Genomic DNA, 26,377 nt, shown 5'->3' with positions numbered 1-26,377 from the left:
AGCATCATGCGCGCCAGCGAAGCTTGCCGTTGGCATCGTATTTGCAGGTGTAAACCTTGCCGGACTTGGCTTTGCCGGACTTTCCCTTATCGGCCTTCTTGCAGTAGGAGCCGGGGTGCACGGTGCCCTTGACGGTCGATGGCGACTTCTTCGGTGCGGCCTTCTTCTGGTTGCCTGCGGGCTTGATCGCGGTAACTTTCGCGCCCTTCTGATTGCGGCAGGTGTTCAGGACCTTGGTCATGGCGTTCTTTTCAGCCTTGGTGACCGACAGTGCGTACTTCTTCTTGACGCTGATTTGGGTGGCCACGTACTGGCAACGGAAACCCTTGTTATTGGGGAGCCACTCGGCAGCGTTCTTCTCGCCCTTTTTGCGGTTGGCAGACGCGTCAGCAGCGATCAGATTCAGTGGATCATTGGCCAGCGCTTGGCGCTGTGACGACGAGAGCTTCTGAGCGCCGGAGATCCAGGAATTCTTCAGGGCCACCACGTGGTCGATGTCGACGCTACCGGACTTGACCTTCCAGTTGATCTTCTTGCCGGTGTACTTGTCGTGCAAAGTCCCCGAAGCAACGGTGCACTTTTTGTGATCCTTGAACTTGACCTTGGACATGTCTCGGGACAGGGTGTCCTGGCGCTCATCGCACTTGTCGCGATCAAAATCTTTCCAACCATTGCCGAATTTCTTGTTCCGGTTGTATCCAGTCGCAGGGGCCTTGCCCTTGACCGGAAGTGACTTGAGCATGCTCAGGGCCTTGGGCCCATTGAGTTTCGGTCCCGGGTTCACTCTCCTTGATTTGGTCGAAGCCAGGTCAATGTCCAGATCTGGGGTGGTCAACGATGGCTCCACAGCTGATTCTGAAACTGCCGTAGCTGGGGCAGGGGATTCCGGTGCGACGCTGCAACCGGTCAGAATCAATACCGCTGCGCAAAGCAGAGCAAAGACTTTCCTAGGCAAGATGAGAACTTTCGTGGGGGAGCGGACGCGAGTGATCGCCAAAACACACTCGTGAAGCATCAAGTATGGAAACTTGAACATTCCAGTATGTGTGGCTGATACTCACTCTAATCCACAATCCGACGAATAAGCTCCCGGATCGTTAAGGGTGGTGCTACTGCCCATGCCGTGCTGCTCGCGCAGCGGGAATCGAGGATGCTAGCCTGAGCGAATGGTCAGTTTCTAGGGGAGACCCAGACCGCGTTGCTTGCCCGCGAACCAAGGCGCAGGGTCGACTTTTTCCCTGCCACGCGCACGTTGATGGTCTCGGAAAAATCATCGGCGGATGTCACGCCCAGCTCGACGCCAACTTGTATGCCTTGGTCTGAAAAATACTGGAGTAGTTGCGAATCGTCGTCGGCGATGCGCTCAACGACAACGTTGCTTCCATCGGCGGCATCACTCAGATTGATTGCGTCGGGAACACTAATGCGTCCTTCTGCGGTTGGAATCGGGTCGCCGTGGGGATCGCGTGCGGGATGATCGAGGAGGCTGTCGATGCGCTGGATCATGAAGTCTGAAACTGCATGTTCAAGATTCTCGGCCTCATCGTGGACCTGGTCCCAGCGGTAGCCCAGCATCTGCACCAAAAAGGTTTCTATGAGGCGATGGCGCCTGACCATGGTTATCGCGTAGCCGCGGCCAAGATCGGTGAGGGTCACGGCACCGTAAGGAGCATGGTCCAGCAACCCCTGCTGGCGCAGCTTGCTCAGTGCACCGGAAACGGTGGAGAGCTTCATTCCCGCCTTGGTTGCAATGACGCTGGCAGTCACCGGCTCGCTGGACCACTCGTTGAGCCCATAGATGATCTTGAGATAGTTTTGCGCACTATCTGAGAGCTGATTAACCGACACATTTTCTATCTTAGCGATCGCAAGTCCTGCGTTAAGGAAACCGCTGAAGAGTCCTTGGAAACGAGGTGTCATTAAAGCTGAATTATTTCGTGTTCTGGCTGACGTTTCACGGGAAGCCTCAAGTCAAAGGTGGGAGCGATGTTTGCGCGGATGCGTTCTATGGCGGTACGCGACCCTGCGGTGTTGACAATTTTTTCGTACTCGTGGAAACTGTGTAATCGATTCCATGGAATCGATTACACGTAAGCAAGGGGGCTTATCGGGATGAATGCCGTCACCATTAAAGACGTGGCACTGGCCGCCGGAGTATCTTCGGCCACTGCCTCGCGCGTTCTTTCCGGACACTCTGCCACTTCGGCTGATTCCCGCGAAAAAGTGGAAGCGGCAGCCAAGAGCCTAGGCTTCGTTCCCAACGCCCAGGCCCGCTCACTTCGCTCCACAAAAACCGACACCATCGCCTTGCTGATTTCCGATGTCCGCAACCCCTACTTCTCGGATCTCGCCCACGCGGTGGAACAGCAAGCTCATGAAGTCGGGATGATGACCTTCATTGGCAACGCCAATGAAGACACCCAGCAGCAAGACCAGTTCCTCGCCGCCATGCTTTCGCGCCGAGTCGACGGCCTCATCGTGGTCCCTCAAGGACTGGACGAGGATGCAGACCATCCCAGCGAAATGCTGCAACGCATCATCTCTTCGAAAACCCCCATGGTTTTTGTGGACCGCACGCTGCCCCAGCTGGATATACCATCCATATCAGCGGCCAGCGCCCAGGCCCTCGATGAGGCCATCGGAGAGCTGAAGGCACTGGGCCACCGTCACATCGCATTCCTGGGCGGACCTGCCCACGCATCGACCGCGCGCGAACGCCACCGAGCCTTCGACGCAGCCCTGGCGTCCAACGGCTTGGAGACCGACGAGAAATTGCACTTCGCCGGCGACTTCAAAGCCGCCTCCGGTGCCCAAGGCGCCCGATGGCTGCTGGAACATGATCTGCAACCCACCGCCGTGATCATCGCCGACGCGCCAATGGCTATCGGCGCGCTCACCGTCTGGCGAGAAGCCGGAGTCAAGGTGGGCTCCGAGTTATCGGTGATCGCCTTTGACGAAGTGGACGCAATGCTCATGCACCACCCGCCGATCGCTACGATCAGCCACGACCTGCGCGCCATGGGCCGCGCAGCAGTCACCGCACTCCAAGCAGTGATGGCTGGCAACGAGCCAGAACCCCAAGAATTCATCAGCCAATTCACCGCTCGGGCATCCCTTGCCCAAGCCCCGGAGACCACCGGCGCCTAGGTGATGGAAGGAACAAGAATGAGTAACGACGCTCTGCTGGTCCTCGACAAGGTCTGCAAGTCCTTCGGCCCGGTACAGGTCATCGACAATGTCACCGTTGAAGTGCATGCAGGAAAAGTCTCGGTACTGCTCGGCGAAAACGGTGCCGGAAAATCCACCCTGATCAAGATGGTCGCCGGTGTCCACGAACCCGACGCCGGACAGATCCTGTTCAAGGGACAGCCCGTGCGGATCCGGGACACCAAGACTTCCGAAGCCCTGGGCATCGCCACGATCCACCAGGAATTGAACCTGGTCCCGTCGATGACCATTGCCGAGAACATCACCTTGGGCCGCGTGCCGCGCAAGTTCGGCGTCATCAACCGCCGTGCCATGCGCAAGATCGCCCGCGAAGCCTTGGCCAAGCTGGAACTGGAACTCGACGTGAACACCCCGGTAGGGGATCTCGGCCTGGCCCAGCAGCAGCTGGTGGAGATCGCCAAGGCCTTGAGCCTTGAAGCCCGCGTTTTGATCCTGGACGAACCTACCGCGGCATTGACCACCACCGAGATCGAGCACCTGTTCAAAGTGGTGAACCAGCTGAAGAGCCAAGGCGTGGGCATGGTCTTCATCAGCCACCACCTCGATGAGATCGCAGCCATCGGCGACTTCGTGAACGTGCTGCGCGATGGAAAATTCATCGCCACCGTTCCGGCTGACACCGACGAAAACGAGCTGGTCCGCCTCATGGTCGGCCGCGACATCGATGCCCAATTCCCGCGCGTGGCCAGCGAACCGGGCAGCGAGCCGTTGCTGAGCGTCGAGAACCTCAGCGATGACCGGCTGAAGAACGTTTCCCTTCAGGTCCGACCGGGCGAGGTTGTCGCGCTGGCCGGGCTCATGGGAGCTGGACGCACCGAGCTGATCCGCGCCATCGCCGGAGCGGACAAGTACAATTCGGGCACCGTGAAGGTCGCTGGCAAGAAGCTGGCCAGCTTCGACGTCGCGGCAGCCACCCGCGCGGGCATTGGCCATGTGCCCGAAGACCGCAAGACCCAGGGCCTGGTCCTGGACGCATCGGTGGCCGAGAACATCGGCTACGCCACCTTGGCGGCAACCTCGAAGAACGGGCTGGTGGACCGCAAGGGCCAGAAGGCCCGGGCGCAGAAAGTGGCAGAACGCCTGCGGATCCGGATGAGCAGCATCGACGCGCCGATCAGGTCGCTGTCCGGAGGCAACCAGCAGAAGGCAGTGTTCGGGCGATGGTTCACCGCAGGAGCCAAGGTGCTGCTGCTCGACGAACCGACCCGCGGCGTCGACGTCGGCGCCAAGGTTGAAATCTACGAACTGATCAACGAAGTCACCGCCTCCGGAGGCTGCGTCCTGATGGCCTCCAGCGAACTGCCTGAAGTATTGGGCATGTCAGACCGCGTCGTGGTGATGAGCCAGGGACGCATCGCCGGGGAACTGGCCACCAATCAAGCAACCCAGGACGCCATCATGGCCCTGGCCATCAGCAATGTGCATCGTGAAGAAGAAATGGGAATCAAGTAAATGAGCAGCGTAGCTACTGCCCCGAAGAAGGGCTTCGACTTCAAGGTATTTCTGGCCAATAACGGCGCGCTGGTTGGCCTGGTCATCCTCTGCCTGGCGCTATTCATCGCCACGCCGCGCTTCTTGACCGGACCGAACCTGCTGAATATCGGCATCCAGGTCTCCACCATCGCGGTGATGGCCTTCGGCATGACCTTCGTGATCGTGGCCGCTGGCATCGACCTCTCGGTAGGTTCCGTGGCAGCCCTTTCCGCCATGGGCTCCTCCTACGCGGTCACCACCGCGGGGCTGCCCGATGGCCTGTCCATTCCGGTGGGCCTGGCCATTGGCGCCCTGTCGGGCTGGGTGACCGGAGCGATGAGCGCCTACGGCAAGCTGCCGACTTTCATCGCTTCGCTGGCGATGCTCACCGTGGTGCGTGGCCTGACCCTGGTCATCTCAGATGGCCGCCCGATTTCCACCAGCTCATCGGTATCCTGGCTGGGTGATGACCTGGGCCCGATCCCGATGCCGATCATCATCCTGCTGGTCTCCGGGCTGCTCGCGGCCTTTGTGCTCAACCGCACCGTCATCGGCAAGAACGCCTTCGCCGTGGGCGGCAACACGGAAGCCGCGCGCCTTTCGGGCATCCCGGTCAAGCGCGTGCTGGTCACGGTCTTCGTGATCTCCGGGCTGTTCGCAGCGCTCTCGGGCATGATCCTGGCCGGCCGACTGGATTCGGCCCAGCCAACCCTGGCCTCCGGGTACGAACTGGATGCCATCGCGGCCGTGGTCATCGGCGGCGCCTCGCTTTCCGGCGGCGTCGGACGCATCTCCGGCACCTTGATCGGCGCGCTGGTGCTGGCCGTCATCCGCAACGGGCTGAACCTGCTCTCGGTCTCCGCCTTCTGGCAGCAGGTCGTCATCGGCGCGGTCATCGCAATCGCCGTCGGCTTCGACGTGCTGCGCCGCAAGAACGTCAAGCACTAGTTCCTTCCACCAACCACCCTTGTTCAAAGGAGAACACCCCATGAAAAAACTGATTCGCACCACTGCAGCCATCACCCTGTCCCTCGGCCTCGCCGCGTCGATGGCCGCCTGCAACCGCGGCGAGAGCGCCGCCGACGGCGCCTCGGTGACCCTGGCCGTATCGACCCTGAACAACCCGTTCTTCGTAGATCTGCGTGATGGCGCCCAGAAGGAAGCCGACGCCCAGGGCCTCGACCTGTCGGTCGTTGACGCGCAGAATGACTCCGCCACCCAGGCCAACCAGCTGGCTACCGCCGCGACCAACGGCTCGGCCGGCGTGATCATCAATGCCGTCGACACCGAAACCGCGGAAGCCGGCCTGGCCCCAGTGGTGAAGGCCGAGCTGCCGATCGTCGCAGTGGACCGTGCCGTGGGCAATACCAAGATCGCTTCCTTCGTGGCCTCGGATAACGTGGCCGGTGGCGAGCAGGCAGCCAAGGCGCTGGCCGAATCCATCGACGGCAAGGGCAAGATCATCGTGCTCGAAGGCGTGCCGGGCGCGTCGGCAACCAACGAACGCGGCGAAGGCTTCACCAAGGGCCTGAAGGAATTCAAGGACATCGAGGTTGTCTCCCAGCAGACCGCGAACTTCGACCGCGCCGAAGCCCTGGACGTCGTGACGAACCTGATGCAGTCCAACCCGGACGCCGTGGGCGTGCTGGCCATGAACGACGAGATGGCCTTGGGCGCCATCCAGGCCCTGGGCGACAAGGCCGGCAAGGACGTCAAGGTTGTCGGCTTCGACGGCACCGATGACGGATTCAAGGCAGTAGAGGCCGGCACCATGGTGGCCACCATCGCGCAGAACCCAGCCGAACTGGGCAAGCAGTCGGTGCAGATCCTGTCGAAGTCCATCAAGGGCGAAGAGGTCGAGGCCAACGTGCAGGTTGCCGTGGACACCGTGGATGAGAAGAACGTCGCCGAGTACGCAGGCGAATAATCTTCATTTAGCAGTAGCATTTCAAGGTACCGGGACCCACTGGCCGCCGGGAGAAGAGAACTAGAAGGACTAACTATGCAGCAGGATATCCAGGTCACCATCGTGGGCTCAAGCAACGTGGACATCACCGCGTTGATGGCACGTCTGCCCGGACCAGGAGAAACCGTGCTGGCAGATTCCTACCAGCTCTCACCCGGCGGCAAGGGCGCCAACCAGGCCTTGGCCGCGCAGCTAGCTGGTGCAGCTACCGAATTCATCGGGGCCGTGGGCCAGGATTCGCATTCCGAGGTGGCGCTCGGCCAGCTCGATGAAGAGGGCGTGAAGCTCGACCGAGTGGCACGCACCGTCGAACCAACCGGCGTGGCGATCATCCAAGTCGACTCCGGCGCGGAGAACTCTATCGCCGTGGTGTCCGGCGCCAACTCGACGGTCACCGGCGAAGCCGTCAAGGCCGCCGGTTGTATTGAGGGAATTCTCGTGCTGCAGGGCGAAATCCCTGCCTCGGGCATCACGGCGGCGATGGATGCTGCCCCCGATCGCATCGTGCTGAATTTGGCGCCGGTCATCGAATTGGACCGCAACTACCTGCTCAAAGCCAACCCGCTGGTGGTCAACGAACACGAAGCAGCGCTGATCCTGGCTCAGCTTGAAGGCAGCGAGAGCATCTCCACCGAGGCTGAACCGGTCATCGCCCAGAAGCTGATGGATCACGGACTGGCTTCCCTGGTCATCACGCTCGGCGCCAACGGCTGCCTGGTCGCCGAGCAGGGCTTGGAGATCCAGCAGCTGCCGGCAGTAAAGGTCAAAGCCGTGGACACCACCGGTGCCGGCGACGCGTTTACCGGTGCCGTGGCGGCCCGCTTGGCACAAGGCGACAAGCTGGCCGAAGCCGCAGCGTTCGCCGGAAAGTTCGCCGCGTTGACGGTGCAGGCCCATGGTGCCCAGGCTTCCTACCCGCGTTCGCTTGAGAACCTCTAAGACAATTCACCAAGCAAGATTTGAAAGAAGCCTTCGTGCTGAAATCCGAAATTCTCAACGCGCCCCTATTAGGTGCGTTAGCCACCTGCGGCCACACCGATACTGTGGTCATCGCCGACTGCGGCCTGCCGATTCCGGAAGGACCCGCGGTTTTCGACTTGGCGCTGGTTCAGGGGCTGCTCAGCTTCGAGCAGGTGCTCGATGTGTTGACCCGCAATATGGTGATCGAGCACAGCACCTTGGCTGCCGAAGCAAAGGGCGGCACTGTCCATAAGCTTTGCGAGGGCAAGGGGCTGGAACCGGGATTCATCTCCCATGAAGAGCTCAAGTTGGAATTGCCGGCCGCCAAGATCATCGTTCGCACCGGCGAATCGACGCCCTACGCGAACGTGATCCTGCATTGCGGAGTGGCTTTCTGAGCCCATGCGGCTATTGAGCTGCCGGTTCCTGTTCTCCCCGCAATGCCGTCAGTTCTTCCAGGGTGGGCGGCATTGCGCCTGAACGGCGTACAGCTATTGCTCCTGCTGCTACTGCGCTGCGTCCCAGGTTTTCGAGCTGCACGGTCGTCAGGTTTGCCGTTCCAAGATCGAGCAGGCCACGAATCAGGGCCGACATGAACGAATCGCCGGCACCAATCGTGTCGGCCACCTCGCTTGCCACTGCAGGGATTTCGATGCTCTCGGTACCGGTAGTCAGTTCCGCACCGTCGCCGCCACGGGGCAGGACTACCAGTTGCGGGCCAAGCTCAAGAATCGTGGTGGCTACCTGCGCCATGCTGTTCTCCGGATACAGCCAGTGGGCATCTTCGTCGCTGAGCTTCACGACCTCGCACAAGGCGGCGGTACGTTTAAAGGTCGCCAGTGCCTGATCGTGTTCGCCCACCAAGGCCGGACGGATATTCGGATCATAGCTCACCAATGCGCGGCCCTTGGCTTGGGCCAGGAGAGAAGCTACCGATGAGGCGCCAGGCTCGAGGATCGTGGCGATGGAGCCGGCATGCACGATCTTCGGCATGGGATCCGATGCGCATGGCGCGAAGTCCCGGTTGATATCGAACTCGTAGCGGGCTGAACCATCGGCAGCCAGCACCGCGGTCGCCGTAGCGGTGCGTGTCAGGTTCAAGCACCCGGGCAGCAACTCGACGTTGGCGGTGCCCCGATGATCCTGGATCATCGGGCCGAACTCGTCATCGCCCAGCGCAGTGAGCATTCCAGCCTCCACTCCGAGCCCTCCCAGCCCAAAGGCCATATTGGCTGGGGAGCCGCCCGCATGGGCAAGCTTGCCTTGTTCGGTCGCGACAATATCGATCGGGGCTTCGCCGATGACCAGGATCTCGTGGCGTTCATCCGGGATCTCTTTGCTGTGCGAAATATGGCGGAGAAATGGGCACTGGGCACGTTGTGTTCTTCCGTGTCCAGTGCCCATTATTGGTGCTGGGCGTCAGCCAGTCTCAGGCGGTGGCGGCACCGGTCATGATCGCTACCGCATCGGTCATGCTGTGCGACTGCGGCGTGATGGTGGCGGGCACTTGCCCAGGCGCTGGTGAAACAGGTCGGCAAACTGGGTGGCAACCGAACTACCTGGAAACCAACAAGTCCATTCCCGAGGGAACCCGCACACTGCCACAGCGAGCAGCTGGATCCATCGTGCAGGTCGACGTGGTCCTTGACCCGGGCACCGCCACGACCTCGGGCCTCACCGTTCATGGCGATGCCAACAGCTCCGCGGTGCTCGGCTACGATGCGGACAGCAAGAAGGTCCATGCCGACCGCAGCAACTCGGGCAGTGCCGGATTCCACCCTGCTTTTGCCTCGGTTGAGGAGATGCCGGTCAAGTTGAATGGCAGCGGGGAGCTGGCCCTGCGGGTCTACCTCGACCGTTCCCCGGTAGAAGTCTTTGCCCAGAATGGCCAGCGAACCTTGACCGACAAGGTCTTCCCCAATGCAGGGGCCGACCAGCTTGGGGTCTTCGGCAACAAAGTAGGGCAGCAGCGACAGCAAACATGGTGGATGCTCTCACGTCGCACGGGGCGTGCGAGTATCCACCATGATGCTTAAAGCGGCGGCACAGCCTGAACATCTAGAATCGAGAGCATGGGCCCGAACGCAGGAAAAACTGATGAAACAAGCGCTTTCTCCCGCGTTGCCCCAGAAGCAGGATTGCTGCTCGGGGCCGGGCGAGCGATATTGATGCAGCTGGCCCACCCCCAAATCGGCACGGCAATCGCCCAGCACTCAGACTTCGCCAGCAACCCGCTGCGCCGCCTCATTCATACGCTTGGCTACATCTATGCCTTGAGCAATGGCACTGCCGAGCAGCAACGCACGATGATTGATTACGTCAACAAGGCTCACCAGGATGTCCGGGGAACCCGCAACGAAGTCTCGGGGACCCCGGCCTATTCGGCGCTGGATCCCCGACTCCAACTGTGGGTTGCCGCCACGCTTTTCGACTCGGCACGTGTCATCGCGGAGCAGATCTTGGGCAGCGACCTTGCTCACGATGAAGAGCTGTATCAGCATTATTCGCTGCTGGGGGATGCCCTGCAGATGCCGGCTGGCTATTGGCCCGCAACCTTGCACGACTTCGATCTCTATCTGGAAAAGACGCTGGCCACGGTGGGAGTCACCGATCAAACCCGCCGGCTTGCCGAAGAACTTTTTACCGCGCCCAAAGCACCGTGGTGGATTCGCGCGGGCTTGCCGCTGATGCGTGATGTCACTCTTGCCCAGCTGCCGGAAGTGGTGCGCAAGGCGTTCGGGTTTGAACTGGGCGAGAAGGTCCTCCGGCGCAACAACAGGACAATTGCTTTTGTACGCTTCGCCACCCGTTGGCTGCCCCGAGCGATCAGGCACCTTCCGATGAAGCTAATGCTCAAGCATGTGGATCGGATGAACCACAGCTAGCGCAGATTAGTCAGCATCTTTAGCCAGTTCCGGACGCAAGATGCGTGGCAGTGCCACCAGCAGGAACAGGGTGACGACGACTAGCCCGCCGCCAACAGATGCGCCCAGCTGCCAGCCGAACAGCACCTGCAGGACAAACCAGACGCAGCCAGAGACCAGCAGGCCAACGCCGATGCCCACTATTTTCAGCACGGCGTGCCCTAGGCTGACGGTCTGTTCTTTGAGCCGTTGGCCGAAGAAAAATCGGTGAACTGCGACCGGGGTGATCAGCAGGAGGATCAGCAGTGTCGCCGCGACCAAAAGCACAACGTAGATCATCTCTTCTGTCCGAGTGAGCATGTTGAATCGAGCTTGGAAAGGGAGCACGACCAGGAAGGCTGCAAGGATCTGCACACCGGTTTGCATGACGCGCATTTCTTGGAGCAGTTCGTTCCACTGACGGTGCGCGGCACCATCGCTGGTGTCCGGATGGGACCGTGTATTCATCGGAAAACCCCTGACAATGACTCGGTGGGCAGTGGCTTGCTACTGATCACTTGAACTATGCCAACACCAGGCGCAACAGGCAATAACCGGAGAGTTGGCACGTCCAAAATGTCGGAGGCACAGCCTACATTGGGCACAGCTGGTTGGATAGAAAGGCGGCGATGAAGATGGCACCAGAAACCGGTTCAGAAGAAAGCCTTCCCGAATGGATGGTTTCCTCCCAGACCTCCGTGGATACTTGGAATATGCCCAGCCGAGGCATCAAATGGTGCGATTGCGGAGAGGACCATGAGCTGACCGAAGACTTCGTCTTCAGCACTTTGATCGATATCGGCCTGCAGCCTACTCGCATGCTGACTCACCCCGAATTGATCGAGCTGACCGCAGCGGTATGGAACTACGAAGACGTCTGCCGCTTCTTCGAACTGGCGGTGGAAGAATCCGCCACAGCCGTACACGGAGGTGTCGACGAGCTCTACCCGCTTTGGCATACCCTGCAGATTGTCGGATACTTCTCCAAGACCTGGCAGGGATGTCCCGAAGCGGACTGCCAGCTTTAGAATCTCGACTAGCCCATGGATGCACAACGGCTTCAGGCAATCAAAAACCAATGCCGTGAAGCCGTTTAACAATCAAGCTGTTCCGCGTTGCTGGTTAGTTGCCGCGCAGATGTGCGAACGGGGGAGTCTGCACGTCCGCGGCGACAGCCTCGGCAGGATCATCACCAAGGTGGATGATGCGGTTGTCGGCATCCACATGAACCACGCTAGGGACGTAACTGCGAGCCTCGGCATCTTCCATCTGCGCATAGCTGATCAAGATGACCAGATCACCAGGATGAACCAGGTGTGCTGCTGCGCCGTTGATACCAATGACACCGCTGCCGGGCTCGCCTGCGATGGTGTACGTCTCCAAACGTGCACCGTTGGTGATGTCCACGATGCTCACCAGTTCTCCGGGCAAGATGTCCGATGCGGCCAGCAGATCGGAGTCGACGGTCACTGAGCCGACATAGTGCAGATCGGCTTGGGTAACGGTAGCCCGATGGATCTTGGACTTGAACATGGTTCGTTGCATAAGAAGTTTCTTTCACAAGAGGTAGGGAGTTTCCCGGTAAACAAGTTTACGCTTCTTGTTTCTGGGAAACTTCTCCTCGACGGAAATCATTGCCACAGCCCGTTGCTATGCAGGAAGGTGCTCTTCAAGCACTCGATGGACTTTGCCGCTGGCCAGCAATTCGTACGCGGCTTCCAACTCGGCGGACAGGAAACGGTCTTCGCCAGGACCTGCCACCTTGCTGCGCAGCAATTCGAGGACGGCTCCGGTAGCTGCACCAGGCTGAAGCGGGGCACGGAGGTCAAGCGCGCGAGAAGCGATCAGCATTTCAATCGCGAGGATACGGCGCAGGTTGGCCACGGAAGTCCGCAACTTGCGGGCCGCGTGCCAACCGAGGGAGACGTGGTCTTCCTGCATCGCCGAGGACGGAATGGAATCGACGCTGGCTGGCACAGCGAGGCGCTTGTTCTCCGCGACCAGCCCGGCCTGGGTGTACTGGGCAATCATCATGCCCGAATCCACTCCGGGATCATCAGCGAGGAAAGCCGGAAGGTCGCGCGAGCGTGCAGGATCAAGCATCCGGTCCGTGCGTCGCTCGGCGATGGAGCCCAAGTCGGCGACGGCAATGGCCAAGAAGTCCAAAACGTAGGCCACGGGGGCTCCGTGGAAGTTTCCGTTCGAGGTGACTTCGCCACTGGGAAGGACGACAGGATTGTCGATGGCTGCTGCCAGCTCGCGGGTAGCGACCAGACGAGCGTGGGCGATGGTGTCGCGCACGGCGCCGGTGACCTGCGGCGAGCAACGCAGTGAGTAGGCATCCTGTACTCGTCCATCACCCTCGCGGTGGGAATTCACAATGGGGGATTCAGCAAGGAGCGCATACATATTCGCTGCGCTGCGGCCTTGGCCTGGGTGTGGGCGCAAGGGCTCGTGGAGCTCTGGCCGGAACACCTGCGCGGTCCCCATCTGGGCTTCGACGCTCATGGCCGCGGTGGCATCGGCAATATCGGCGAGTTCTTCCAGATCGGCCAGGGCCATCAGCAATTGCCCGAGCATTCCGTCGGTGCCGTTGACCAGTGCCAGTCCTTCCTTTTCCGCCAATTCCACCGGGGTGATGCCGGCTTCTGCGAGAAGTTCGGGCACTGGGCGCTGGACGCCTTGGCGGTCGGTGGCTTCGCCTTCACCCATCAGCACCAGGGCGCAGTGCGAGAGCGGGGCGAGATCACCGGAGCATCCCAACGACCCGTATTCACGCACGACCGGGGTGATACCCGCGTTCAGCAGTGCAACCATGGTTTCCAGTACGACGGGGCGAACGCCGGTGCGGCCTGATGCCAGGGTCTTGGCCCGCAGGAACATCAATGCGCGAACGACTTCTCGTTCCACGGGTTCGCCCATTCCCGCAGCATGCGAACGGATAAGCGAACGCTGGAGCTTCGCACGGTCTTCAGGGGCGATATGGCGGGTGGCCAGAGCGCCAAAGCCAGTCGAGATTCCATACACCGGAGTATCCGCCGAGGCCAGGGCATCAATGTGGGCGCGGACTGAAGCCAGCTGTTCAAGTACTTGCGTTGAAATGCTGATCTGGGCTTCATGGCGGGCAACAGCGATAACGTCGTCCGCGCTGGCGCCGCTAAGGCCGAGGGTTACTTGAGGGGCAGAAGCCATGGCAATCAAATCCAATCACTACGGAACAAAGAAGTATCTAACTACTATTGTTCGACAGCGAGGATGTTCTGACGGCCGATCACAGGGTGTAGTGTCCGAAATGCCGGACACTATAGAGCGCCTGGTTAGTAGCCCAGCTCCACGCCGTCCAATGCATCGGAACCGAGGCGGTTCGACTGTCCGGTGTCTTCTGTCGTAGCATTATCATTTCGCCAGGCCACCGAATTGCCCACTCCGCTGACGCTGGCTTGCTCTACGTTGTTAACGGCTACGATATTGCCGGTACCGGAGATCGAAAGATCTTTGATGCGCCCGCCGATGATCATGTTTCCAGTTCCGGTAATCTCCACCTGCTGGCAATTGCCGATGAGCTTGAGAATCTCGCCATCGCCGCTGATATTCATCTTGCCGGTGCACTTTTTCTCAGTGGCTTTGGATTCAATGGTCCGGAAGGTCTGATCGTAGGAATTTTCGGCGGTCTCCTTCGGCACGGTCCCAGTACCGGTGGCCTCACCGTCAGGGTTCTTGGCGCTCGGGGTGACAGTGCCTTCGATCGGGGTAGCGCTTTGGGCAGGCGCGGACGCAGAACTCTGCTCATCGTTGGAGGACTCGATGCTCACACACCCTGCAAGAGCGAGAACCAGAAGGCCGGTCGAGAGTGCTAGCCCGCAGCTTTTGGCAAGGCGAGAATACATGATCATCCTGTCGTGTCGGCAAATTGTCCCCAGGCTCGTGTGAACCTACCTACCATTCTCCTGCGGAGCGAAGCCGAATGCACGGCGGGTTGAAATTTTTGGCCGAGATGGCCGCTCCTAGGCGCATATCATCTAGTCAGGTTGCTCTGGAGTTGCGCCCGAAACAGGCCTACCCTGTTGCTATCGGCTACACCGTGCGCCAGCGCGCACACTGAGGAGGCAATGTGGGCTCAAAGGTCAGAGGACTCGCAAGCAAGCGATAGATGAAGATGCGACTCGCTGCAGTCTTGCCGGTTCATCCATGGTTGAAGAATCGCTGGAGTGAAAGATGCCAAAGAAATCTCTCGGACTAGGTCTCGTTGTTGGCGGCGGACTCATCGTCGCCTTGTTTCTGCTGTTCATGCTTGTCACGCCTGGCAATGATGCACAAGCAATGACTCCAATGTGGCTTGGTATCATTTGGGGCGGCCTAGCAATGTGCTGGGGAGTATTCAGGTTGATAGTCGGCCCGTCTTCGTTGGACCACCCGCACGGTGGCACCGACGCAGGTGCATAAGAAACGCTGGCGAGTACCGAGGTACTCGCCAGCGTTGCGTAACCTTTACGTCGAATATCCGCAGTCTGAACACTTCCTGCAAGTCGAAGAGCCTGATTCGCCTTGGGACGAGCACGGGCGTAGCGTGCGTAGAAGTGGCATCGGAAATCAACAGATGCCAGCCACGTCAACTTCAATGCAAGGGAGATGCCATGACGGACATCAAGAACACCACCGCGAAGAAAACGACGAAAGAAAACGCAGAGCGCGGTTTCATTGCATCACAGACTCTTCGGGACGCTCTGCAATCAGTGCTCGTCCAGCTGCTGGATCTGCAGCTTGTCGGTAAGCAGATCCATTGGAATGTCGTAGGCCCAAATTTCCGGGATCTGCATCAGAACCTGGACGAAATCGTTGGCATTGCTCGAAAGGGATCGGATGAAATTGCCGAGCGCATGCGGGCGTTGCACGCCACGCCTGACGGGTTAGCTTCGACGATCAGCGAGTTTACAAACCTAGAACAGCCGGTTACAACCGAGATTTTGACGACGGATGCCGTGGACATGGTGGTGAAGGCGATCCAGAGCACTGTCGGAGTTATCCGCAGCGTCCATGATCCTGTCGACGAAGAAGATCCCACAACTGCTGATATCTTGCACCAGTACATTGCCGACTTGGAGCAACAGGCTTGGTTCATCAGTGCTGAAACTCGTCGACCGTAAACGGGCATTGAGTGCGCAGATCCTGCATGACCAACCCTGAAAGCAGAGAAATCGCTGTTCCCCACGTGAAGAGGAGGAACAGCGATTTCTCTGCTTGGCCCTTATTCTGTAGCGGATCAAACTGCTGGACTTGGGGCGGCTGCTATGGGCAATGGTCAGTCTTGGCGTGGAAGACTAGAAGCCTTTGTTTTGCCCCCGACCGCCGAAACCCTGCCCTTCGCTGTCGTCGCCGCCGAAGGAGTCCTGGCCAGGCGGCTCGTAGCTTCCTCCGTGGGCCGGTTGTTCCCGACTTGACCCACGCTATGCAGGCGGAAAATGACCTAAACGGCTTAGCCAGAAGCTCCGAGGTAGTTGCCATGCCACGTTGAGATTGGGTATACGACACCCAAGTCAGAGAAGATTTTCGCTCGTTCATGAGTCAAATCAAGGGGTTCGCGTGCCTTGCCGGCTGTTGAACAGGAATGACACGCGAACCACAAGAGATGGCTACTTGCCTTTCATCGGAATACGCACGGATCGCTCCGCGGCCACTTCCTCAGCACGCTCGTAGCCGGCATCTACGTGCCGGATGACTCCCATGCCGGGATCGTTAGTCAGCAGGGCTTCAAGCTTGGCCGCGGCCAGCTCGCTGCCGTCAGCCAGCGATACCTGACCCGCATGGATGGAGCGGCCCATTCCGACTCCGCCACCGTGGTGAATCGAAACCCATGAAGCACCCGAACTTGCCGCAGTCAGCGCGTTAAGCAACGGCCAGTCGGCGACAGCGTCACTGCCGTCCTTCATGGCTTCAGTCTCCCGGTAAGGCGAAGCGACAGATCCGGAATCCAGGTGATCGCGTCCGATGACAATTGGTGCCGATACCTTGCCCTCGGCGACCAGCTGGTTGAAGAGCAAGCCGGCCTTGTGGCGCTCGCCGTAGCCCAGCCAGCAAATTCGCGCAGGCAGGCCTTCGAACTCAACATGTTCCTCAGCCGCATCAAGCCAGCGGCGCAAGTGCTCGTTTTCCGGGAAGAGTTCCTTGAGCGCTTGGTCGGTGACCTTGATGTCCTCGGGGTCGCCTGAGAGCGCAACCCAGCGGAACGGACCGAGGCCCTCGCAGAAGAGCGGACGGATATATGCGGGGACAAATCCGGGGAATTCAAAGGCACGGGTGAAGCCGCCCTTGCGTGCTTCATCGCGAATCGAGTTTCCGTAATCGAAGACTTCGGCGCCGGCATCCTGGAAGCCGACCATCGCCTCAACATGGGCGGCCATGGCTGACTGCGCTTTTTTGGTGAAGCCCACCGGATCCGCAGCTGCTTCGGCCTGCCATTGCTCCACAGAGTATTCAGGTGGCAGGTAGCTCAGTGGATCGTGGGCACTGGTTTGGTCGGTAACGATATCGATGGAGAATTCTCCGGCCTCATGGCGCTTGAGCAATGCCGGGAAAATCTCTGCTGCATTGCCGACATAGCCAACGGAAAGCGGCCGGTTCTCTGCTTTGGCTGCAAGAACTTTTTCCAACGCTGCATCGAGATCCAACTCAACTTCGTCCAGATATCGCTTGGACGCGCGGCGACGCAGCCGGGACTCGTCGACGTCAACAATCAGCACAGCTCCGCCGTTGAGCGTGACGGCCAGTGGTTGGGCGCCGCCCATGCCGCCGCATCCACCGGTGAGGGTGAGGGTTCCGGCCAGGGAGCCGTTGAATCTCTTGGCTGCGATGGCGGCGAAGGTTTCGTAGGTGCCCTGAAGGATGCCTTGCGTGCCTATGTAGATCCACGAGCCAGCTGTCATCTGCCCGTACATCATCAGGCCCTCGGCTTCCAGCTTCCGGAAATGCTCCCAGTTGGCCCAGTCGCCCACCAAGTTGGAGTTCGCGATCAGCACTCGGGGCGCCCATTTGTTCGTGGTGAACACGCCAACTGGCTTGCCGGATTGGACCAAAAGCGTTTCGTTGTCTTCCAGGTCCTTGAGCGTATCGACGATGGCATCAAAAGCCTCCCAAGAGCGCGCGGCTTTGCCGGTGCCACCGTATACCACGAGGTCCTCGGGTCGCTCAGCCACCTCGGGGTCGAGATTATTCATGAGCATGCGCAAGGGTGCTTCGGTGGCCCATGACTTGGCATTCAAGGTGGTGCCCCGTGGGGCGCGAACAACGCGGGCTTCGTGGCTCATGTTCTTTCCTAACGATGTAACGTAGCTAACTATTTAAATCATTGGCCATGAGTCCAAGCCTGGGTACCGCACTACCAGCAGTCCTGTCCGGTATTTCAGATTAGGTTCTGTTCTGTGGCACCCGTTGCGCTAGTTCGAGGCGAAAAGCTCCAATGCGCGAGCTTCGATTGGCTGCGTGACCAGAGCCTGATGGTTGGCAATTGCGCTGGCACCGCGCAATGCTCTGTCCTCCCAGTTGCGGGACATGCGGCGCTGTAATTGCTGCGTGGAGCAGGGCATTGCCCCGCTCGTCTTGATGACCAATTCCGCGGACCGGATCCACCAGGTGGATTGCAAGGACACTCAGATGCATGCGCGCAATGGCCGCTTTGGAATCCTTGGTTCCCATCTCGCCAGGGGCGACCCGCGATGCCGAGGGGGTCGCGTCTTGACCGGGCACGGGAATTTCGAGCGGGAAGGCGCTGGAATGGAGCGCCTGCACGGAGCGAAGCAAGCCGTTGGCTGCATCCGGGAGCTGCTGTTCAAGAGCCCGGGCGCATCCTTCGACGATGACGTTTCGAACCAGTAGTCCTACTGCGAACGCCGCCCCTGGATCCTCGCGGTGATCTGCTCTGCGCTCCAGCGGATCTGCGTCAGCACGGCGTCCCACCGCTCTTCGGGCACCCGATCGGCCAAGAAGGTCACCGCCACGGCGGCCACCGGCCAGTGGTTGGCATCCCGGATTTCCACTGCCAAGGAGTGGAAGTCCTCGGTGACATCCCCGCGCTCCACCGCATAACCACGCTGGGTACACTGCTCGAGCTCGCGGCGCAACTGCGAATAGCTGGTGATCGACGAGTGTTCCACGCGATCCGAAAAACTGGCAGCCGTCGGGTACAGCGCCCTGACCTGCGACTTGGGCAGGGCCGCCAAAATAGCTCGGCCCGAGGCGGTCAGGTGCGAAGGCAGACGCACGCCGACATCGGTGACCAGCGAGGGACGGCCCTTGGCGCGTTCCTCCACGATGTACAGCACATCCGATCCGTGAAGGATCGCCAGGTGGGCGCTTTCGCCGACCTTGTCCACCAGCTGCGCGATCAGCGGCGCGCCGAGGCGGGCCAGGGGTTCCTGGCGCGTGTAGGCGCTGGAAAGCTCGAAAGCCGCGACCCCCAAACCATAGGACTTGTCCTCTGGGTAATGGGTGATAAATCCCCGCTCGCTCATCACCGTGAGCAGCTGGTAGACGCTGGATCGCGGCAATTCCAGCAGGGTGGCGATCATCGCCGCCGGGGTAGGGGAATTCCTGCTGGCCAGAAGGCGCAGAATCCGCAGGGTGTTATCGGCTGCCGGAACCTTGCTGCCCATGGATCCTCCCTAGCGTCCTGCCGCAGCCATGAATTCATCAAGCTCGCTCAAGCTCGGGGGATTGGCGCCAGTGCGGGCTACGGTCATTCCGGCGCACGCGGCGGCGATCTGCAAGTCGGCCTCCAATTCGGCGCGGTCGATCCTGCTGCCATCGATCAGGCTCTGGGCCAATTCCGAGACGAGGATCGCGTGCAAGAGACCGGCCATGAAGGCGTCGCCCGCGCCGACCGTATCGACGGTCGGCACCGAGAGCGAGGGAACCGCCACTTCGCAGCCGCGCGTGTGCGCCTCGGCGCCGCGGGCGCCAAAGGTCATCACGGCCAAGGAGGCTCCACGGCCGAGGATATGTCCCAGGACCCGGTCGGTATCCCACCCCGGGTACAACCACATCGCATCTTCATCGCTGAGCTTGACCACGTGGGACAGCGAGCACAGCTTCTCGATGGTTCCCAATGCCTGTGCCCGGTCCTCAACCAGCGCCGGGCGAAGATTCGGATCATAGCTGCGCAGCTGATCCTGCGGCGCGGCGGCAAAAACCTCAAGGATCCTCTCGGCGCTGGGCGAGCGGAAGGCTGCGATCGACCCGGTATGCAGCAGCTTTGCATCGCTGGCGCTCAGGTGCTGCAGGGCGCAGTTCAGCTCGAACTCATAGCTGGCGTTGGAAGAGCTATCAAGCACCACCGTGGCCGTCGAGGTCGGCGCATCGCTCTGCGAGCCTTCGGCCAGCCGTACCTTGGAGCCGCGCAGGTGCTCCGCGATCAGTTCGCCGTGCACGTCGGTGCCAAGATCGGTGGCCAGCGTGACCTCATGGCCGAGCCGGCCCAAGCCAACCGCGACATTCAGCGGGGAACCGCCGGGGTGGGCCACGGAATTGACGATGTCGACCAATGCCTCGCCGGCAACCTGAATTGAAACCATGGTCACGATCCTACGTAACCGGAGGCGAAAAAGCCCGCTAGACGTTCAGCCGGTAGCCCCGCTTGATCACGGTGGTGATGATTTCCGGCTGGGGCAGGGCCCGGCGCAGCCGGCTGAGCGTCATATCCAGCGCATGCCGGGAGCTGACTTCGGGCAGGGCGGCACCCAGCTCGTCGCGGGAGAGCACGCTGCCGCCGGCCTCGATCAGCGCGCGCACCAATTCGGCCTGGCCCGGGGTCAGCTCGCAGTTCTGGTCTTCGATGGACAGCGTCCGGCCGCGCAATTGCACCTGCCCGTGCACGGTCTGCGCCTGCAAGGTCCCCAGCGAGCCGAGGTGCTCGACCAGCTGCCCGATCATCGCACCCATGCGGTGGCGTTCGGGAACCAGAGGGACAATGCCGGCATCTTCCAGCGGGGAAGCGGTCACTGGCCCAACGGTGGCCACGGCCACGCGCTCGGCCAGGGAACGCTGCAGGGCCGGAAGCCGGTTGCGCGCGGTGGCGGCGGCAAAGAGAGCATGGACGCTCGGGGCGCTGGTGAAGGTCACCGCGTCGAAGTGCGCCGCGCATAGCCCTTCAACCAGGGCGGAAATCCCGGCGTCGCTGCTGGTGTCCTGCCAGCGGTACGGTTCGACCTTGATCACGCGCTTGGCTCCGAGCTCGCGCAGCTGCTGCGGCATGCCATGATCCGAATCGGCGTGCAGCTGCAGGGCGACGGTCGCCCCGGCCAGTTTGTCCTTGAGCATTTCCAGCAGCGAGGAGCTGCGCCCATCCTTGGCCACCCCGGCCGGCTCCAGGCCCTGGGCCCGGACCGAACCGTGGGCCTTGGAACCGCGGACGTAGAGCTCTGACTGGCTGAAAGCGGTAATCAGATCGTCGCCGATCCCGGCCGCCTCGGCAGTATCCAGCCAGCGCCGCAGGCCATAGGCGGTGGTGATCACCACGACCTGGGGCCGCGCCTCGATCAGCTTCCGGGTCTGGGCCAGCAGCTGCTGCTCGTCATCCAGCGGGGCCAGGCGCAGCAATGGGGTGTGGGTGACCTCGGCGCCACGCCGCTCGAAGGCTTCGATCAGTTCTGCTGAGCGTCGATCGCTGGTCACGGCGATGCGGAATCCGGCCAAGGGCTTGGCGATATTCATCAGGCGTTCTCCAAAATAGGTTCGGCGCTCGTGTGCGGCGCCGCGTTCAGCAGTGACTGCGGCAGGTCTGCCACCTCGCCGATAACGATCACTGCGGGGTTTGAATGGGAGCGAGCCGCTGCGGCCAGCTTGGACAGCGGGGCATGGGAGGTGCTCTGCACCTGCGTGGTCCCCGACTGCACGATGGCACACGGCATATCCGCGGGCATGCCCACCTGCAGCAGCCCCGAAACGGTCTGCTCGATGGTGCCCATGCCCATCAGGATCACGATCGTGCCGCCGAGCTTGGCCAGGTGCTCCAGCTGGCCGGTGGTCAGCGGGTCATGCCCCGAGAGAACGGTGAACATGGTGTTCACGCCGCGGGCGGTCACCGGAATCCCGGCGGCGGCCGGCACGGTGATGCAGGAACTGAGCCCCGGAATGACGCTCACCGGGATCTTCGCCGCGGTAGCGGCCGCGACCTCTTCGAACCCGCGGCCGAAAACAAAGGGATCCCCGCCCTTCAGACGCACCACCTTGGCGCCGGCCTGGGCGGCTTCGATCATCATCGCCTCGATCTGGCGCTGGGTCAGCTTGTGGTGCCCGGGCAGCTTGCCGGCGTCGATGATCTTCGCATGCGGAGCCAGCACCGACAGGTGCTCGCTGGGGCCAAGCCGATCGGCGAACACCACCTGGGCTTCGGCCAGGGCGCGCACCCCGCGCAGGGTCATCAGGTCCAGGGCGCCCGGTCCGCCGCCGAGCAAGGTGATCGACCCGGTGGCAGTCGACGGGGCGGCGCGCAGCACCGGCACCTTCGCGGCGGCAACTACCTGCTCGAAACGCTGCGGGTCGGGATCGCAGATCACCAGCAATCCTGCCTGGCCAAGCTGCTCCAGAGCCCGGGGCGCATCCTCGGCGAACAGCAGCGTGCAGCCTTCGGCGCGGAAGCGCTCGGCGGTGGTGCTGCTGGCGGATCGGCTGCCTGCGATCAGCACCATGCATTGGGAAAGCGCGAGGTCGATGCCGATCATGACTGCCTCGATCCTTGCCTGTTTTTCCTGAATGACATGGGATGCTCCTTGGAATGTGTGGGTTCTTCCAAGAGTAGGGCCCCCGCTTTTCCCGTAGGTATCGCAAATGTTTCCAGCGGAATAACTCGGTTTCGGGCCAAAGGTTAACCTTCTTGAAATCTTCGAGTCGGCGGGATGAAACACAAGGACCATAACGTAGGTAGTGTTGCAAGGCACTGGGCCGGCAACCTGCCAAATTCAGTGAGCGGATACGCAGGAGCTTGCCGACCGATGCCTGCAACGGGCACGCTGGGTGCATGGAATCGCTTTTTGATGACAGCGCCTTGGCCCGCACCGGGGGACAAGTGCGTCCCGGAGTGTGGCATCTGCCCGGCTGGCTATCCCCGGCCGCGCAGGATTGGATCGTCGCACGTTTTTTCCAGTGGGGGCACGGACCCGTCCCGCCCCACCAAACGCACATCAATGGTTATCCCATGAGTGTGCAATCACTGAGTTTGGGCTGGCATTGGAGCCCGAACCGATATTCAAAAACCGCCGACGACCTCGGCGGTGCACCGGTAGCACCGATGGAACAATGGCTGGTGCGTCTGGGCCAGCAAGCTGTGGCTGAAGCCACCGGCGATGCCCAGCGCGCCGCAAGCTACCTCCCGGACGCCGCCATCGTGAATTTCTACGACCATCAAGCCACCATGGGCATGCATCAGGATGCCGAAGAGCGCATCAACGCCCCGGTGGTTTCACTGTCGATCGGCGACTCGGCCACCTTCCGCCTAGGCAATACCGAGAACCGGAACAGGCCATGGCAGGACCTGTACCTGGCCTCCGGGGACCTGTTCATCTTCGATGGGCCGGCCCGCTTCGCCTACCACGGGGTCACGAAAATCCACCCCGGCACCGCGCCAGCCGGCTGCCAATTGGGCGCCGGGCGGATCAACATCACTCTGCGCCAGACCGGGCTGGGCTGAACCTAGCTGCCCAGATCGATGGTGGCCTGCAGGGCATAGTGGTCCGAGTCGCCAATCTCCGCACGCTGCAGGTTCGCCGACTCCACCCCGCGCAGCATCACGTGATCGATCCCCAATACCGGGAAGGGCGAACGCGGCCAGGTCATCGCCAGACCCCAGTCGCTGTACTGCGCTTCATCCAGCGCTTGAGCGACCGGGGCGAAATGCCGGTCGGTGCTGGTGGCGTTGAAATCCCCGGCGGCCACGATCTTGGCCGAGTCATCGGACTGCACATAGTTGGCCAGCGAGGCGAGCATCGCATCGCGCTCATCGTGCCCGGTGGGACGGGCCGAGGCGGCATGCACCGCATAGAGCCGCACGTCCCCCTGATCGGTGCTCACGTCAACGCGCAGCGCCCGGTTCCAGCCCAGGCCCAGATCCAGCGGCTGGGCATTCTTCAACGGGTACGCGCTCCATACGCCCACGGTGCTCACCATGTACTTATACGGGTGGGACTGGGCCAGTTCCGCGCTGATCTGGTCTTCCTGCCCCTCGCCGATCTCCTGCAAGGTGATCACCTGCGCCCCGGAATCAGCCAGTTCGCGTGCTGCCTGCACCCCGGCGGACTCGTGGACATTCTGCGTGGCCAATTCAAGCGCCGCCTCGGGAGCGCGCTGGGTGTGCGGAATGAAGCTGCTGCCAAAAAGCACCGCCCAGACCACCACCGGGACCAAAAGCCCGATGAAGCTGGCGCGCCCGCGCACCACCAGCGCGATCAGGAACAGCGCCGGGATCCCCAGCCCCGCCCACGGCGCGAGGTTATCCACGACCAGGCCAAGGCCGAAGACGTCGGGGATCTGCTGATGGAATACCATCAGCCCCGCCAGCGCTATGCAGAGCAGGACAAAGAAGATCCTCGCGATAATCAGCGAGGCCGAGAGGCGTTGGGGCGATGCATGAGACATAGGACTTAAACAGTGGCACAAAATACTGTGGGATTCGTAATTTTCAGCTGGAGAAGTGCCCCGGCGGTTCGCCACAGTCACTACGATGGAAATAGAGCGCCAAGGATGCCGCGATCACGCACCTGCCTAGAATTGAGAACTGAATGACTGCCTACCTCTCCGGCGGAAAATTATTATTGGCGATCCTGGCTCTGGCCATGGGCGGCTTCGGCATCGGCGTTACCGAATTTTCGATGATGGGGCTGCTCCAGGAAGGCGCCCTCGACCTCGATGTCAGCAACTCCCAGATGGGACTGATGATCAGCGCCTACGCCATTGGCGTGGTGGTCGGCGCTCCGGTGCTCACCGCGATGGCTGCCAAGATCCCGCGCAAGCGCGCGGTGCAGCTGCTAATCCTCTTCTTCACCCTGGCCAACCTGTCCTCGGCCTTCGCCCCCGACTACAACACCATGCTGATTACCCGCTTCCTTGCCGGGCTGCCCCATGGCGCGTACTTCGGACTGGCCGGCGTGCTGGCCGGAAGCCTGGTGCCCGGAACCATGCGCGGGCGCGCCATCGCTTGGGTGATGCTGGGCCTGTCGGTGGCCAACGTCGGCGGCGTCCCGCTGGTCACGATGCTCGGCCAGCAGGCCGGCTGGCGATCCATGTTCTACATCGTCGCGTTCATCGGCTTGCTGACCGCCGTATTGATTACGCTGTTTGTTCCATGGCGCAAGGCCGAACCAGGTGCCAGCGTCCGCCGCGAACTCACCGCGTTGAAAAGCCCGCAGGTGTGGCTGGCCATGGCCACCGGCATCGTCGGTTTCGGCGGGTTCTTCGCGGTGTATTCCTACATTTCCCCGACGCTGACCGAGGAATCCGGGCTGCGGATCACGCTCGTTCCGATCGCTCTGGCCCTGTATGGGCTGGGCATGGTGGTTGGTTCGCTGATCGGCGGACGCCTGGCGGACTGGTCGGTCTTCGGCGCGATCAAGCTCTCCAGCGTTTTGATGGCCGCGACCATGCTGGTTTTCGCTGCGGTGGCCAGCTGGGTGATTCCGACCATGATCATGGTCTTCGTTCTGGGCGCCGTGGGATCGCTGCTCATTCCAAGCCTGCAGACCCTGCTGATGGACTCGGCTCCGCATGCCCAGTCCTTGGCCGCTTCCTTGAACCACTCGGCGCTGAACGTTGCCAACGCCTTGGGCGCCGCCCTGGGTGCTGCCGTGATTTCCGCTGGCTTTGGCTACCGCGCGCCATCAGTGGTGGGCGCAGCCCTGGCCGTGCTGGGCCTGCTGATCGCAATGATTACCCAGGCGCGAGCCAAGAAGGTCGGTCTGCTCGTGGGCCGCGAGGCCATCGCGGCCCACGAACACACCGTGGTCGACTAGCTGCTAGCCCTGCACGGCGGAGATGTTGAACATCCACACCACGCCGAACTTGTCGCGAAGCTGGCCGAAGGAGTCGCCCCACGGGGCCTTCTCCAACGGCACCTCGATGGCCGCGCCGGCCGACAGCGCCTCCCACCACTTGGTCAGGACTGCGTTGTCGGCCTCATCGGTGGCATCGCTGCTCAGTGCGACCGCGCCATTGCTGGTGACGGTCATTTCCGGTGTGCTGTCCGAGGCCATCAGGTGGATGCCGCGTTCCAGAAACAACGATGAGTGCATGATCAGGTCTGCGGTGGCAGGATTGCCATCGTTCATGCCTTCCTGGAAGGTCATCATCGATAGCTCGCCGCCGAGCGCTGCATTGTAGAATTCCATGGCTTCGCGGGCATCACCGGCGAAGCGAAGGTATGGGGTCAATCCAATGGCCATGAGGTCGCGCCTTTCACTCAAGATTCAGGGGAACCGATCGGCCCCGAATCCATTCTTACCACCGCCGCCGGACAATTAGAATAGTGTGGATGTGATCAGCGTCTCGGATAGGCGATTTGGTATTTCCCCAACTCCTCCGGTAGAGTTTTATCTCGGTTCAGCGGTAGAAATACCGGCGAGACCAGCTCTTTTGGGGGTATGGCGCAGTTGGTAGCGCGTCTGCATGGCATGCAGAAGGTCAGGGGTTCGAATCCCCTTACCTCCACAAAATCGAATAAAAGCCTCCCGGTCAGTGATCGGGAGGTTTTCGTTTTCTGCGGATACTGATCCCTGTGCATCAGGCACAGGCTGGTTAATGATTTGGATTGCCGGAACTCACGCATTTTCTTTTAGCATGCGGAATCTTCTTGGAGACCGTCGCTACAGGC

27 protein-coding genes, 1 tRNA gene and 1 pseudogene are annotated in these 26,377 nt (G+C 61.2%); 14 read left to right on the top strand and 15 right to left on the bottom strand.

Features of this window, described 5'->3' with window-relative positions; all coding sequences use genetic code 11:
* Positions 1-4: 4 nt before the first annotated feature.
* Entirely contained in the window at positions 5-835 is an 831-nt protein-coding gene (locus tag OF385_RS13170) for an HNH endonuclease family protein (protein WP_264275762.1), read from the bottom strand.
* Positions 836-1,170: 335 nt separating this feature from the next.
* The gene (locus tag OF385_RS13165) at positions 1,171-1,848 is read right to left on the bottom strand and encodes a metal-dependent transcriptional regulator (protein WP_264275761.1); all 678 of its coding nucleotides are present in this window, start codon (positions 1,846-1,848) and stop codon (positions 1,171-1,173) included.
* 264 nt (positions 1,849-2,112) lie between these two features.
* Between OF385_RS13165 and OF385_RS13160 the strand changes: the two genes are divergently transcribed.
* The 6 genes from OF385_RS13160 to rbsD all read left to right on the top strand — a co-directional run bounded on the left by OF385_RS13160 (position 2,113) and on the right by rbsD (position 8,025).
* The gene (locus OF385_RS13160) at positions 2,113-3,147 is read left to right on the top strand and encodes a LacI family DNA-binding transcriptional regulator (RefSeq protein WP_264275760.1); all 1,035 of its coding nucleotides are present in this window, start codon (positions 2,113-2,115) and stop codon (positions 3,145-3,147) included.
* 18 nt (positions 3,148-3,165) lie between these two features.
* Entirely contained in the window at positions 3,166-4,680 is a 1,515-nt protein-coding gene (locus tag OF385_RS13155; protein WP_264275759.1) for a sugar ABC transporter ATP-binding protein, read from the top strand.
* Positions 4,681-5,649, top strand: a complete 969-nt coding sequence (locus OF385_RS13150) for an ABC transporter permease (RefSeq protein WP_264275758.1) — start codon at positions 4,681-4,683, stop codon at positions 5,647-5,649.
* 40 nt (positions 5,650-5,689) lie between these two features.
* Positions 5,690-6,628, top strand: a complete 939-nt coding sequence (locus OF385_RS13145) for a substrate-binding domain-containing protein (RefSeq protein ID WP_264275757.1) — start codon at positions 5,690-5,692, stop codon at positions 6,626-6,628.
* A gap of 75 nt (positions 6,629-6,703) precedes the next feature.
* Positions 6,704-7,606, top strand: a complete 903-nt coding sequence (locus OF385_RS13140; RefSeq protein WP_264275756.1) for a ribokinase — start codon at positions 6,704-6,706, stop codon at positions 7,604-7,606.
* Positions 7,607-7,641: 35 nt separating this feature from the next.
* Positions 7,642-8,025, top strand: coding sequence for a D-ribose pyranase (rbsD, locus tag OF385_RS13135; RefSeq protein WP_264275755.1), 384 nt, complete (start codon positions 7,642-7,644; stop codon positions 8,023-8,025).
* A 10-nt stretch (positions 8,026-8,035) separates the two neighbouring features.
* On the opposite strand, the gene OF385_RS13130 is transcribed toward rbsD, so the two are convergent.
* Both OF385_RS13130 and OF385_RS13125 read right to left on the bottom strand, forming a co-directional pair.
* Positions 8,036-9,031, bottom strand: a complete 996-nt coding sequence (locus OF385_RS13130) for a carbohydrate kinase family protein (RefSeq protein ID WP_264275754.1) — start codon at positions 9,029-9,031, stop codon at positions 8,036-8,038.
* A gap of 25 nt (positions 9,032-9,056) precedes the next feature.
* A pseudogene (locus OF385_RS13125) lies at positions 9,057-9,163 on the bottom strand (sugar ABC transporter ATP-binding protein); the annotation flags it as partial.
* 89 nt (positions 9,164-9,252) lie between these two features.
* Between OF385_RS13125 and OF385_RS13120 the strand changes: the two are divergent.
* Both OF385_RS13120 and OF385_RS13115 read left to right on the top strand, forming a co-directional pair.
* On the top strand, positions 9,253-9,663 hold the full coding sequence (locus OF385_RS13120) for a GH32 C-terminal domain-containing protein (protein WP_264275753.1): 411 nt from the start codon (positions 9,253-9,255) through the stop codon (positions 9,661-9,663).
* 36 nt (positions 9,664-9,699) lie between these two features.
* Positions 9,700-10,512, top strand: coding sequence for an oxygenase MpaB family protein (locus OF385_RS13115; RefSeq protein ID WP_264275752.1), 813 nt, complete (start codon positions 9,700-9,702; stop codon positions 10,510-10,512).
* Positions 10,513-10,518: 6 nt separating this feature from the next.
* On the opposite strand, the gene OF385_RS13110 is transcribed toward OF385_RS13115, so the two are convergent.
* On the bottom strand, positions 10,519-10,998 hold the full coding sequence (locus tag OF385_RS13110) for a DUF6328 family protein (protein ID WP_264275751.1): 480 nt from the start codon (positions 10,996-10,998) through the stop codon (positions 10,519-10,521).
* A 167-nt stretch (positions 10,999-11,165) separates the two neighbouring features.
* On the opposite strand from OF385_RS13110, the gene OF385_RS13105 reads away from it, so the two are divergent.
* Positions 11,166-11,558, top strand: a complete 393-nt coding sequence (locus OF385_RS13105) for a hypothetical protein (RefSeq protein ID WP_264275750.1) — start codon at positions 11,166-11,168, stop codon at positions 11,556-11,558.
* 94 nt (positions 11,559-11,652) lie between these two features.
* Here the strand turns inward: OF385_RS13105 and panD are convergent, their stop codons facing one another.
* The 3 genes from panD to OF385_RS13090 all read right to left on the bottom strand — a co-directional run bounded on the left by panD (position 11,653) and on the right by OF385_RS13090 (position 14,342).
* Positions 11,653-12,075, bottom strand: coding sequence for an aspartate 1-decarboxylase (gene panD, locus OF385_RS13100; RefSeq protein ID WP_264275749.1), 423 nt, complete (start codon positions 12,073-12,075; stop codon positions 11,653-11,655).
* Between the two features lie 105 nt (positions 12,076-12,180).
* Entirely contained in the window at positions 12,181-13,722 is a 1,542-nt protein-coding gene (gene hutH / locus OF385_RS13095) for a histidine ammonia-lyase (protein WP_264275748.1), read from the bottom strand.
* Between the two features lie 125 nt (positions 13,723-13,847).
* Complete coding sequence (locus tag OF385_RS13090) at positions 13,848-14,342, bottom strand: DUF3060 domain-containing protein (RefSeq protein ID WP_264275747.1); 495 nt, start codon at positions 14,340-14,342, stop codon at positions 13,848-13,850.
* A gap of 822 nt (positions 14,343-15,164) precedes the next feature.
* Between OF385_RS13090 and OF385_RS13085 the strand changes: the two genes are divergently transcribed.
* Positions 15,165-15,674, top strand: coding sequence for a Dps family protein (locus OF385_RS13085; protein WP_264275746.1), 510 nt, complete (start codon positions 15,165-15,167; stop codon positions 15,672-15,674).
* A gap of 486 nt (positions 15,675-16,160) precedes the next feature.
* Here OF385_RS13085 and hutU read toward each other — a convergent pair whose 3' ends face one another.
* Positions 16,161-17,831, bottom strand: coding sequence for a urocanate hydratase (gene hutU / locus OF385_RS13080; RefSeq protein WP_264275745.1), 1,671 nt, complete (start codon positions 17,829-17,831; stop codon positions 16,161-16,163).
* A 265-nt stretch (positions 17,832-18,096) separates the two neighbouring features.
* Here hutU and OF385_RS13075 point away from each other — a divergent pair, with 265 nt between their 5' ends.
* Positions 18,097-18,399: a hypothetical protein gene (locus tag OF385_RS13075; protein ID WP_264275744.1), complete on the top strand. Its 303-nt coding sequence runs from the start codon at positions 18,097-18,099 to the stop codon at positions 18,397-18,399.
* Between the two features lie 2 nt (positions 18,400-18,401).
* On the opposite strand, the gene OF385_RS13070 is transcribed toward OF385_RS13075, so the two are convergent.
* From OF385_RS13070 to cobA, 4 genes are read right to left on the bottom strand one after another with little or no spacing between them, the layout of a single operon-like run.
* Positions 18,402-19,175 (bottom strand): IclR family transcriptional regulator, encoded by a 774-nt coding sequence (locus OF385_RS13070; RefSeq protein ID WP_264275743.1) that lies wholly within the window; start codon positions 19,173-19,175, stop codon positions 18,402-18,404.
* Positions 19,176-19,184: 9 nt separating this feature from the next.
* Entirely contained in the window at positions 19,185-20,093 is a 909-nt protein-coding gene (locus OF385_RS13065; protein WP_264275742.1) for a carbohydrate kinase family protein, read from the bottom strand.
* A 37-nt stretch (positions 20,094-20,130) separates the two neighbouring features.
* Positions 20,131-21,231, bottom strand: a complete 1,101-nt coding sequence (locus tag OF385_RS13060) for a uroporphyrinogen-III synthase (RefSeq protein WP_264275741.1) — start codon at positions 21,229-21,231, stop codon at positions 20,131-20,133.
* A complete protein-coding gene (gene cobA, locus OF385_RS13055) occupies positions 21,231-22,241 on the bottom strand; it encodes a uroporphyrinogen-III C-methyltransferase (RefSeq protein ID WP_264275740.1) in 1,011 nt (336 codons plus the stop codon). The genes OF385_RS13060 and cobA overlap by 1 nt, the downstream gene beginning before the upstream one ends.
* A 296-nt stretch (positions 22,242-22,537) precedes the next feature.
* Between cobA and OF385_RS13050 the strand changes: the two genes are divergently transcribed.
* Entirely contained in the window at positions 22,538-23,206 is a 669-nt protein-coding gene (locus tag OF385_RS13050; RefSeq protein WP_264275739.1) for an alpha-ketoglutarate-dependent dioxygenase AlkB family protein, read from the top strand.
* 2 nt (positions 23,207-23,208) lie between these two features.
* Here the strand turns inward: OF385_RS13050 and OF385_RS13045 are convergent, their stop codons facing one another.
* Entirely contained in the window at positions 23,209-24,150 is a 942-nt protein-coding gene (locus OF385_RS13045; RefSeq protein WP_264275738.1) for an endonuclease/exonuclease/phosphatase family protein, read from the bottom strand.
* 143 nt (positions 24,151-24,293) lie between these two features.
* Here OF385_RS13045 and OF385_RS13040 point away from each other — a divergent pair, with 143 nt between their 5' ends.
* Entirely contained in the window at positions 24,294-25,520 is a 1,227-nt protein-coding gene (locus OF385_RS13040) for an MFS transporter (RefSeq protein ID WP_264275737.1), read from the top strand.
* 3 nt (positions 25,521-25,523) lie between these two features.
* Here OF385_RS13040 and OF385_RS13035 read toward each other — a convergent pair whose 3' ends face one another.
* On the bottom strand, positions 25,524-25,949 hold the full coding sequence (locus tag OF385_RS13035) for a VOC family protein (protein ID WP_264275736.1): 426 nt from the start codon (positions 25,947-25,949) through the stop codon (positions 25,524-25,526).
* 192 nt (positions 25,950-26,141) lie between these two features.
* Here OF385_RS13035 and OF385_RS13030 point away from each other — a divergent pair.
* Positions 26,142-26,214, top strand: a tRNA-Ala gene (locus tag OF385_RS13030).
* The last annotated feature ends 163 nt before the right edge of the window (positions 26,215-26,377 follow it).

Source organism: Glutamicibacter sp. JL.03c, from assembly GCF_025854375.1.
Lineage (GTDB): Bacteria > Actinomycetota > Actinomycetes > Actinomycetales > Micrococcaceae > Glutamicibacter.
Note: the sequence above shows the minus strand (reverse complement) of the source record. Positions and strands in the feature narration are given on the sequence as shown.

Bases quoted from the DNA above. Each gene is read 5' to 3' on its own strand.
- OF385_RS13160 (WP_264275760.1), top strand. From the start codon at position 2,113: ATGAATGCCGTCACCATTAAAGACGTGGCACTGGCCGCCGGAGTATCT.
- OF385_RS13155 (WP_264275759.1), top strand. From the start codon at position 3,166: ATGAGTAACGACGCTCTGCTGGTCCTCGACAAGGTCTGCAAGTCCTTC.
- OF385_RS13150 (WP_264275758.1), top strand. From the start codon at position 4,681: ATGAGCAGCGTAGCTACTGCCCCGAAGAAGGGCTTCGACTTCAAGGTA.
- OF385_RS13145 (WP_264275757.1), top strand. From the start codon at position 5,690: ATGAAAAAACTGATTCGCACCACTGCAGCCATCACCCTGTCCCTCGGC.
- OF385_RS13140 (WP_264275756.1), top strand. From the start codon at position 6,704: ATGCAGCAGGATATCCAGGTCACCATCGTGGGCTCAAGCAACGTGGAC.
- OF385_RS13130 (WP_264275754.1), bottom strand. From the start codon at position 9,031: ATGGGCACTGGACACGGAAGAACACAACGTGCCCAGTGCCCATTTCTC.
- OF385_RS13115 (WP_264275752.1), top strand. From the start codon at position 9,700: ATGGGCCCGAACGCAGGAAAAACTGATGAAACAAGCGCTTTCTCCCGC.
- OF385_RS13110 (WP_264275751.1), bottom strand. From the start codon at position 10,998: ATGAATACACGGTCCCATCCGGACACCAGCGATGGTGCCGCGCACCGT.
- OF385_RS13105 (WP_264275750.1), top strand. From the start codon at position 11,166: ATGGCACCAGAAACCGGTTCAGAAGAAAGCCTTCCCGAATGGATGGTT.
- panD (WP_264275749.1), bottom strand. From the start codon at position 12,075: ATGCAACGAACCATGTTCAAGTCCAAGATCCATCGGGCTACCGTTACC.
- hutH (WP_264275748.1), bottom strand. From the start codon at position 13,722: ATGGCTTCTGCCCCTCAAGTAACCCTCGGCCTTAGCGGCGCCAGCGCG.
- OF385_RS13085 (WP_264275746.1), top strand. From the start codon at position 15,165: ATGACGGACATCAAGAACACCACCGCGAAGAAAACGACGAAAGAAAAC.
- hutU (WP_264275745.1), bottom strand. From the start codon at position 17,831: ATGAGCCACGAAGCCCGCGTTGTTCGCGCCCCACGGGGCACCACCTTG.
- OF385_RS13070 (WP_264275743.1), bottom strand. From the start codon at position 19,175: ATGGGCAGCAAGGTTCCGGCAGCCGATAACACCCTGCGGATTCTGCGC.
- OF385_RS13065 (WP_264275742.1), bottom strand. From the start codon at position 20,093: ATGGTTTCAATTCAGGTTGCCGGCGAGGCATTGGTCGACATCGTCAAT.
- OF385_RS13060 (WP_264275741.1), bottom strand. From the start codon at position 21,231: ATGAATATCGCCAAGCCCTTGGCCGGATTCCGCATCGCCGTGACCAGC.
- cobA (WP_264275740.1), bottom strand. From the start codon at position 22,241: ATGATCGGCATCGACCTCGCGCTTTCCCAATGCATGGTGCTGATCGCA.
- OF385_RS13050 (WP_264275739.1), top strand. From the start codon at position 22,538: ATGGAATCGCTTTTTGATGACAGCGCCTTGGCCCGCACCGGGGGACAA.
- OF385_RS13045 (WP_264275738.1), bottom strand. From the start codon at position 24,150: ATGTCTCATGCATCGCCCCAACGCCTCTCGGCCTCGCTGATTATCGCG.
- OF385_RS13040 (WP_264275737.1), top strand. From the start codon at position 24,294: ATGACTGCCTACCTCTCCGGCGGAAAATTATTATTGGCGATCCTGGCT.
- OF385_RS13035 (WP_264275736.1), bottom strand. From the start codon at position 25,949: ATGGCCATTGGATTGACCCCATACCTTCGCTTCGCCGGTGATGCCCGC.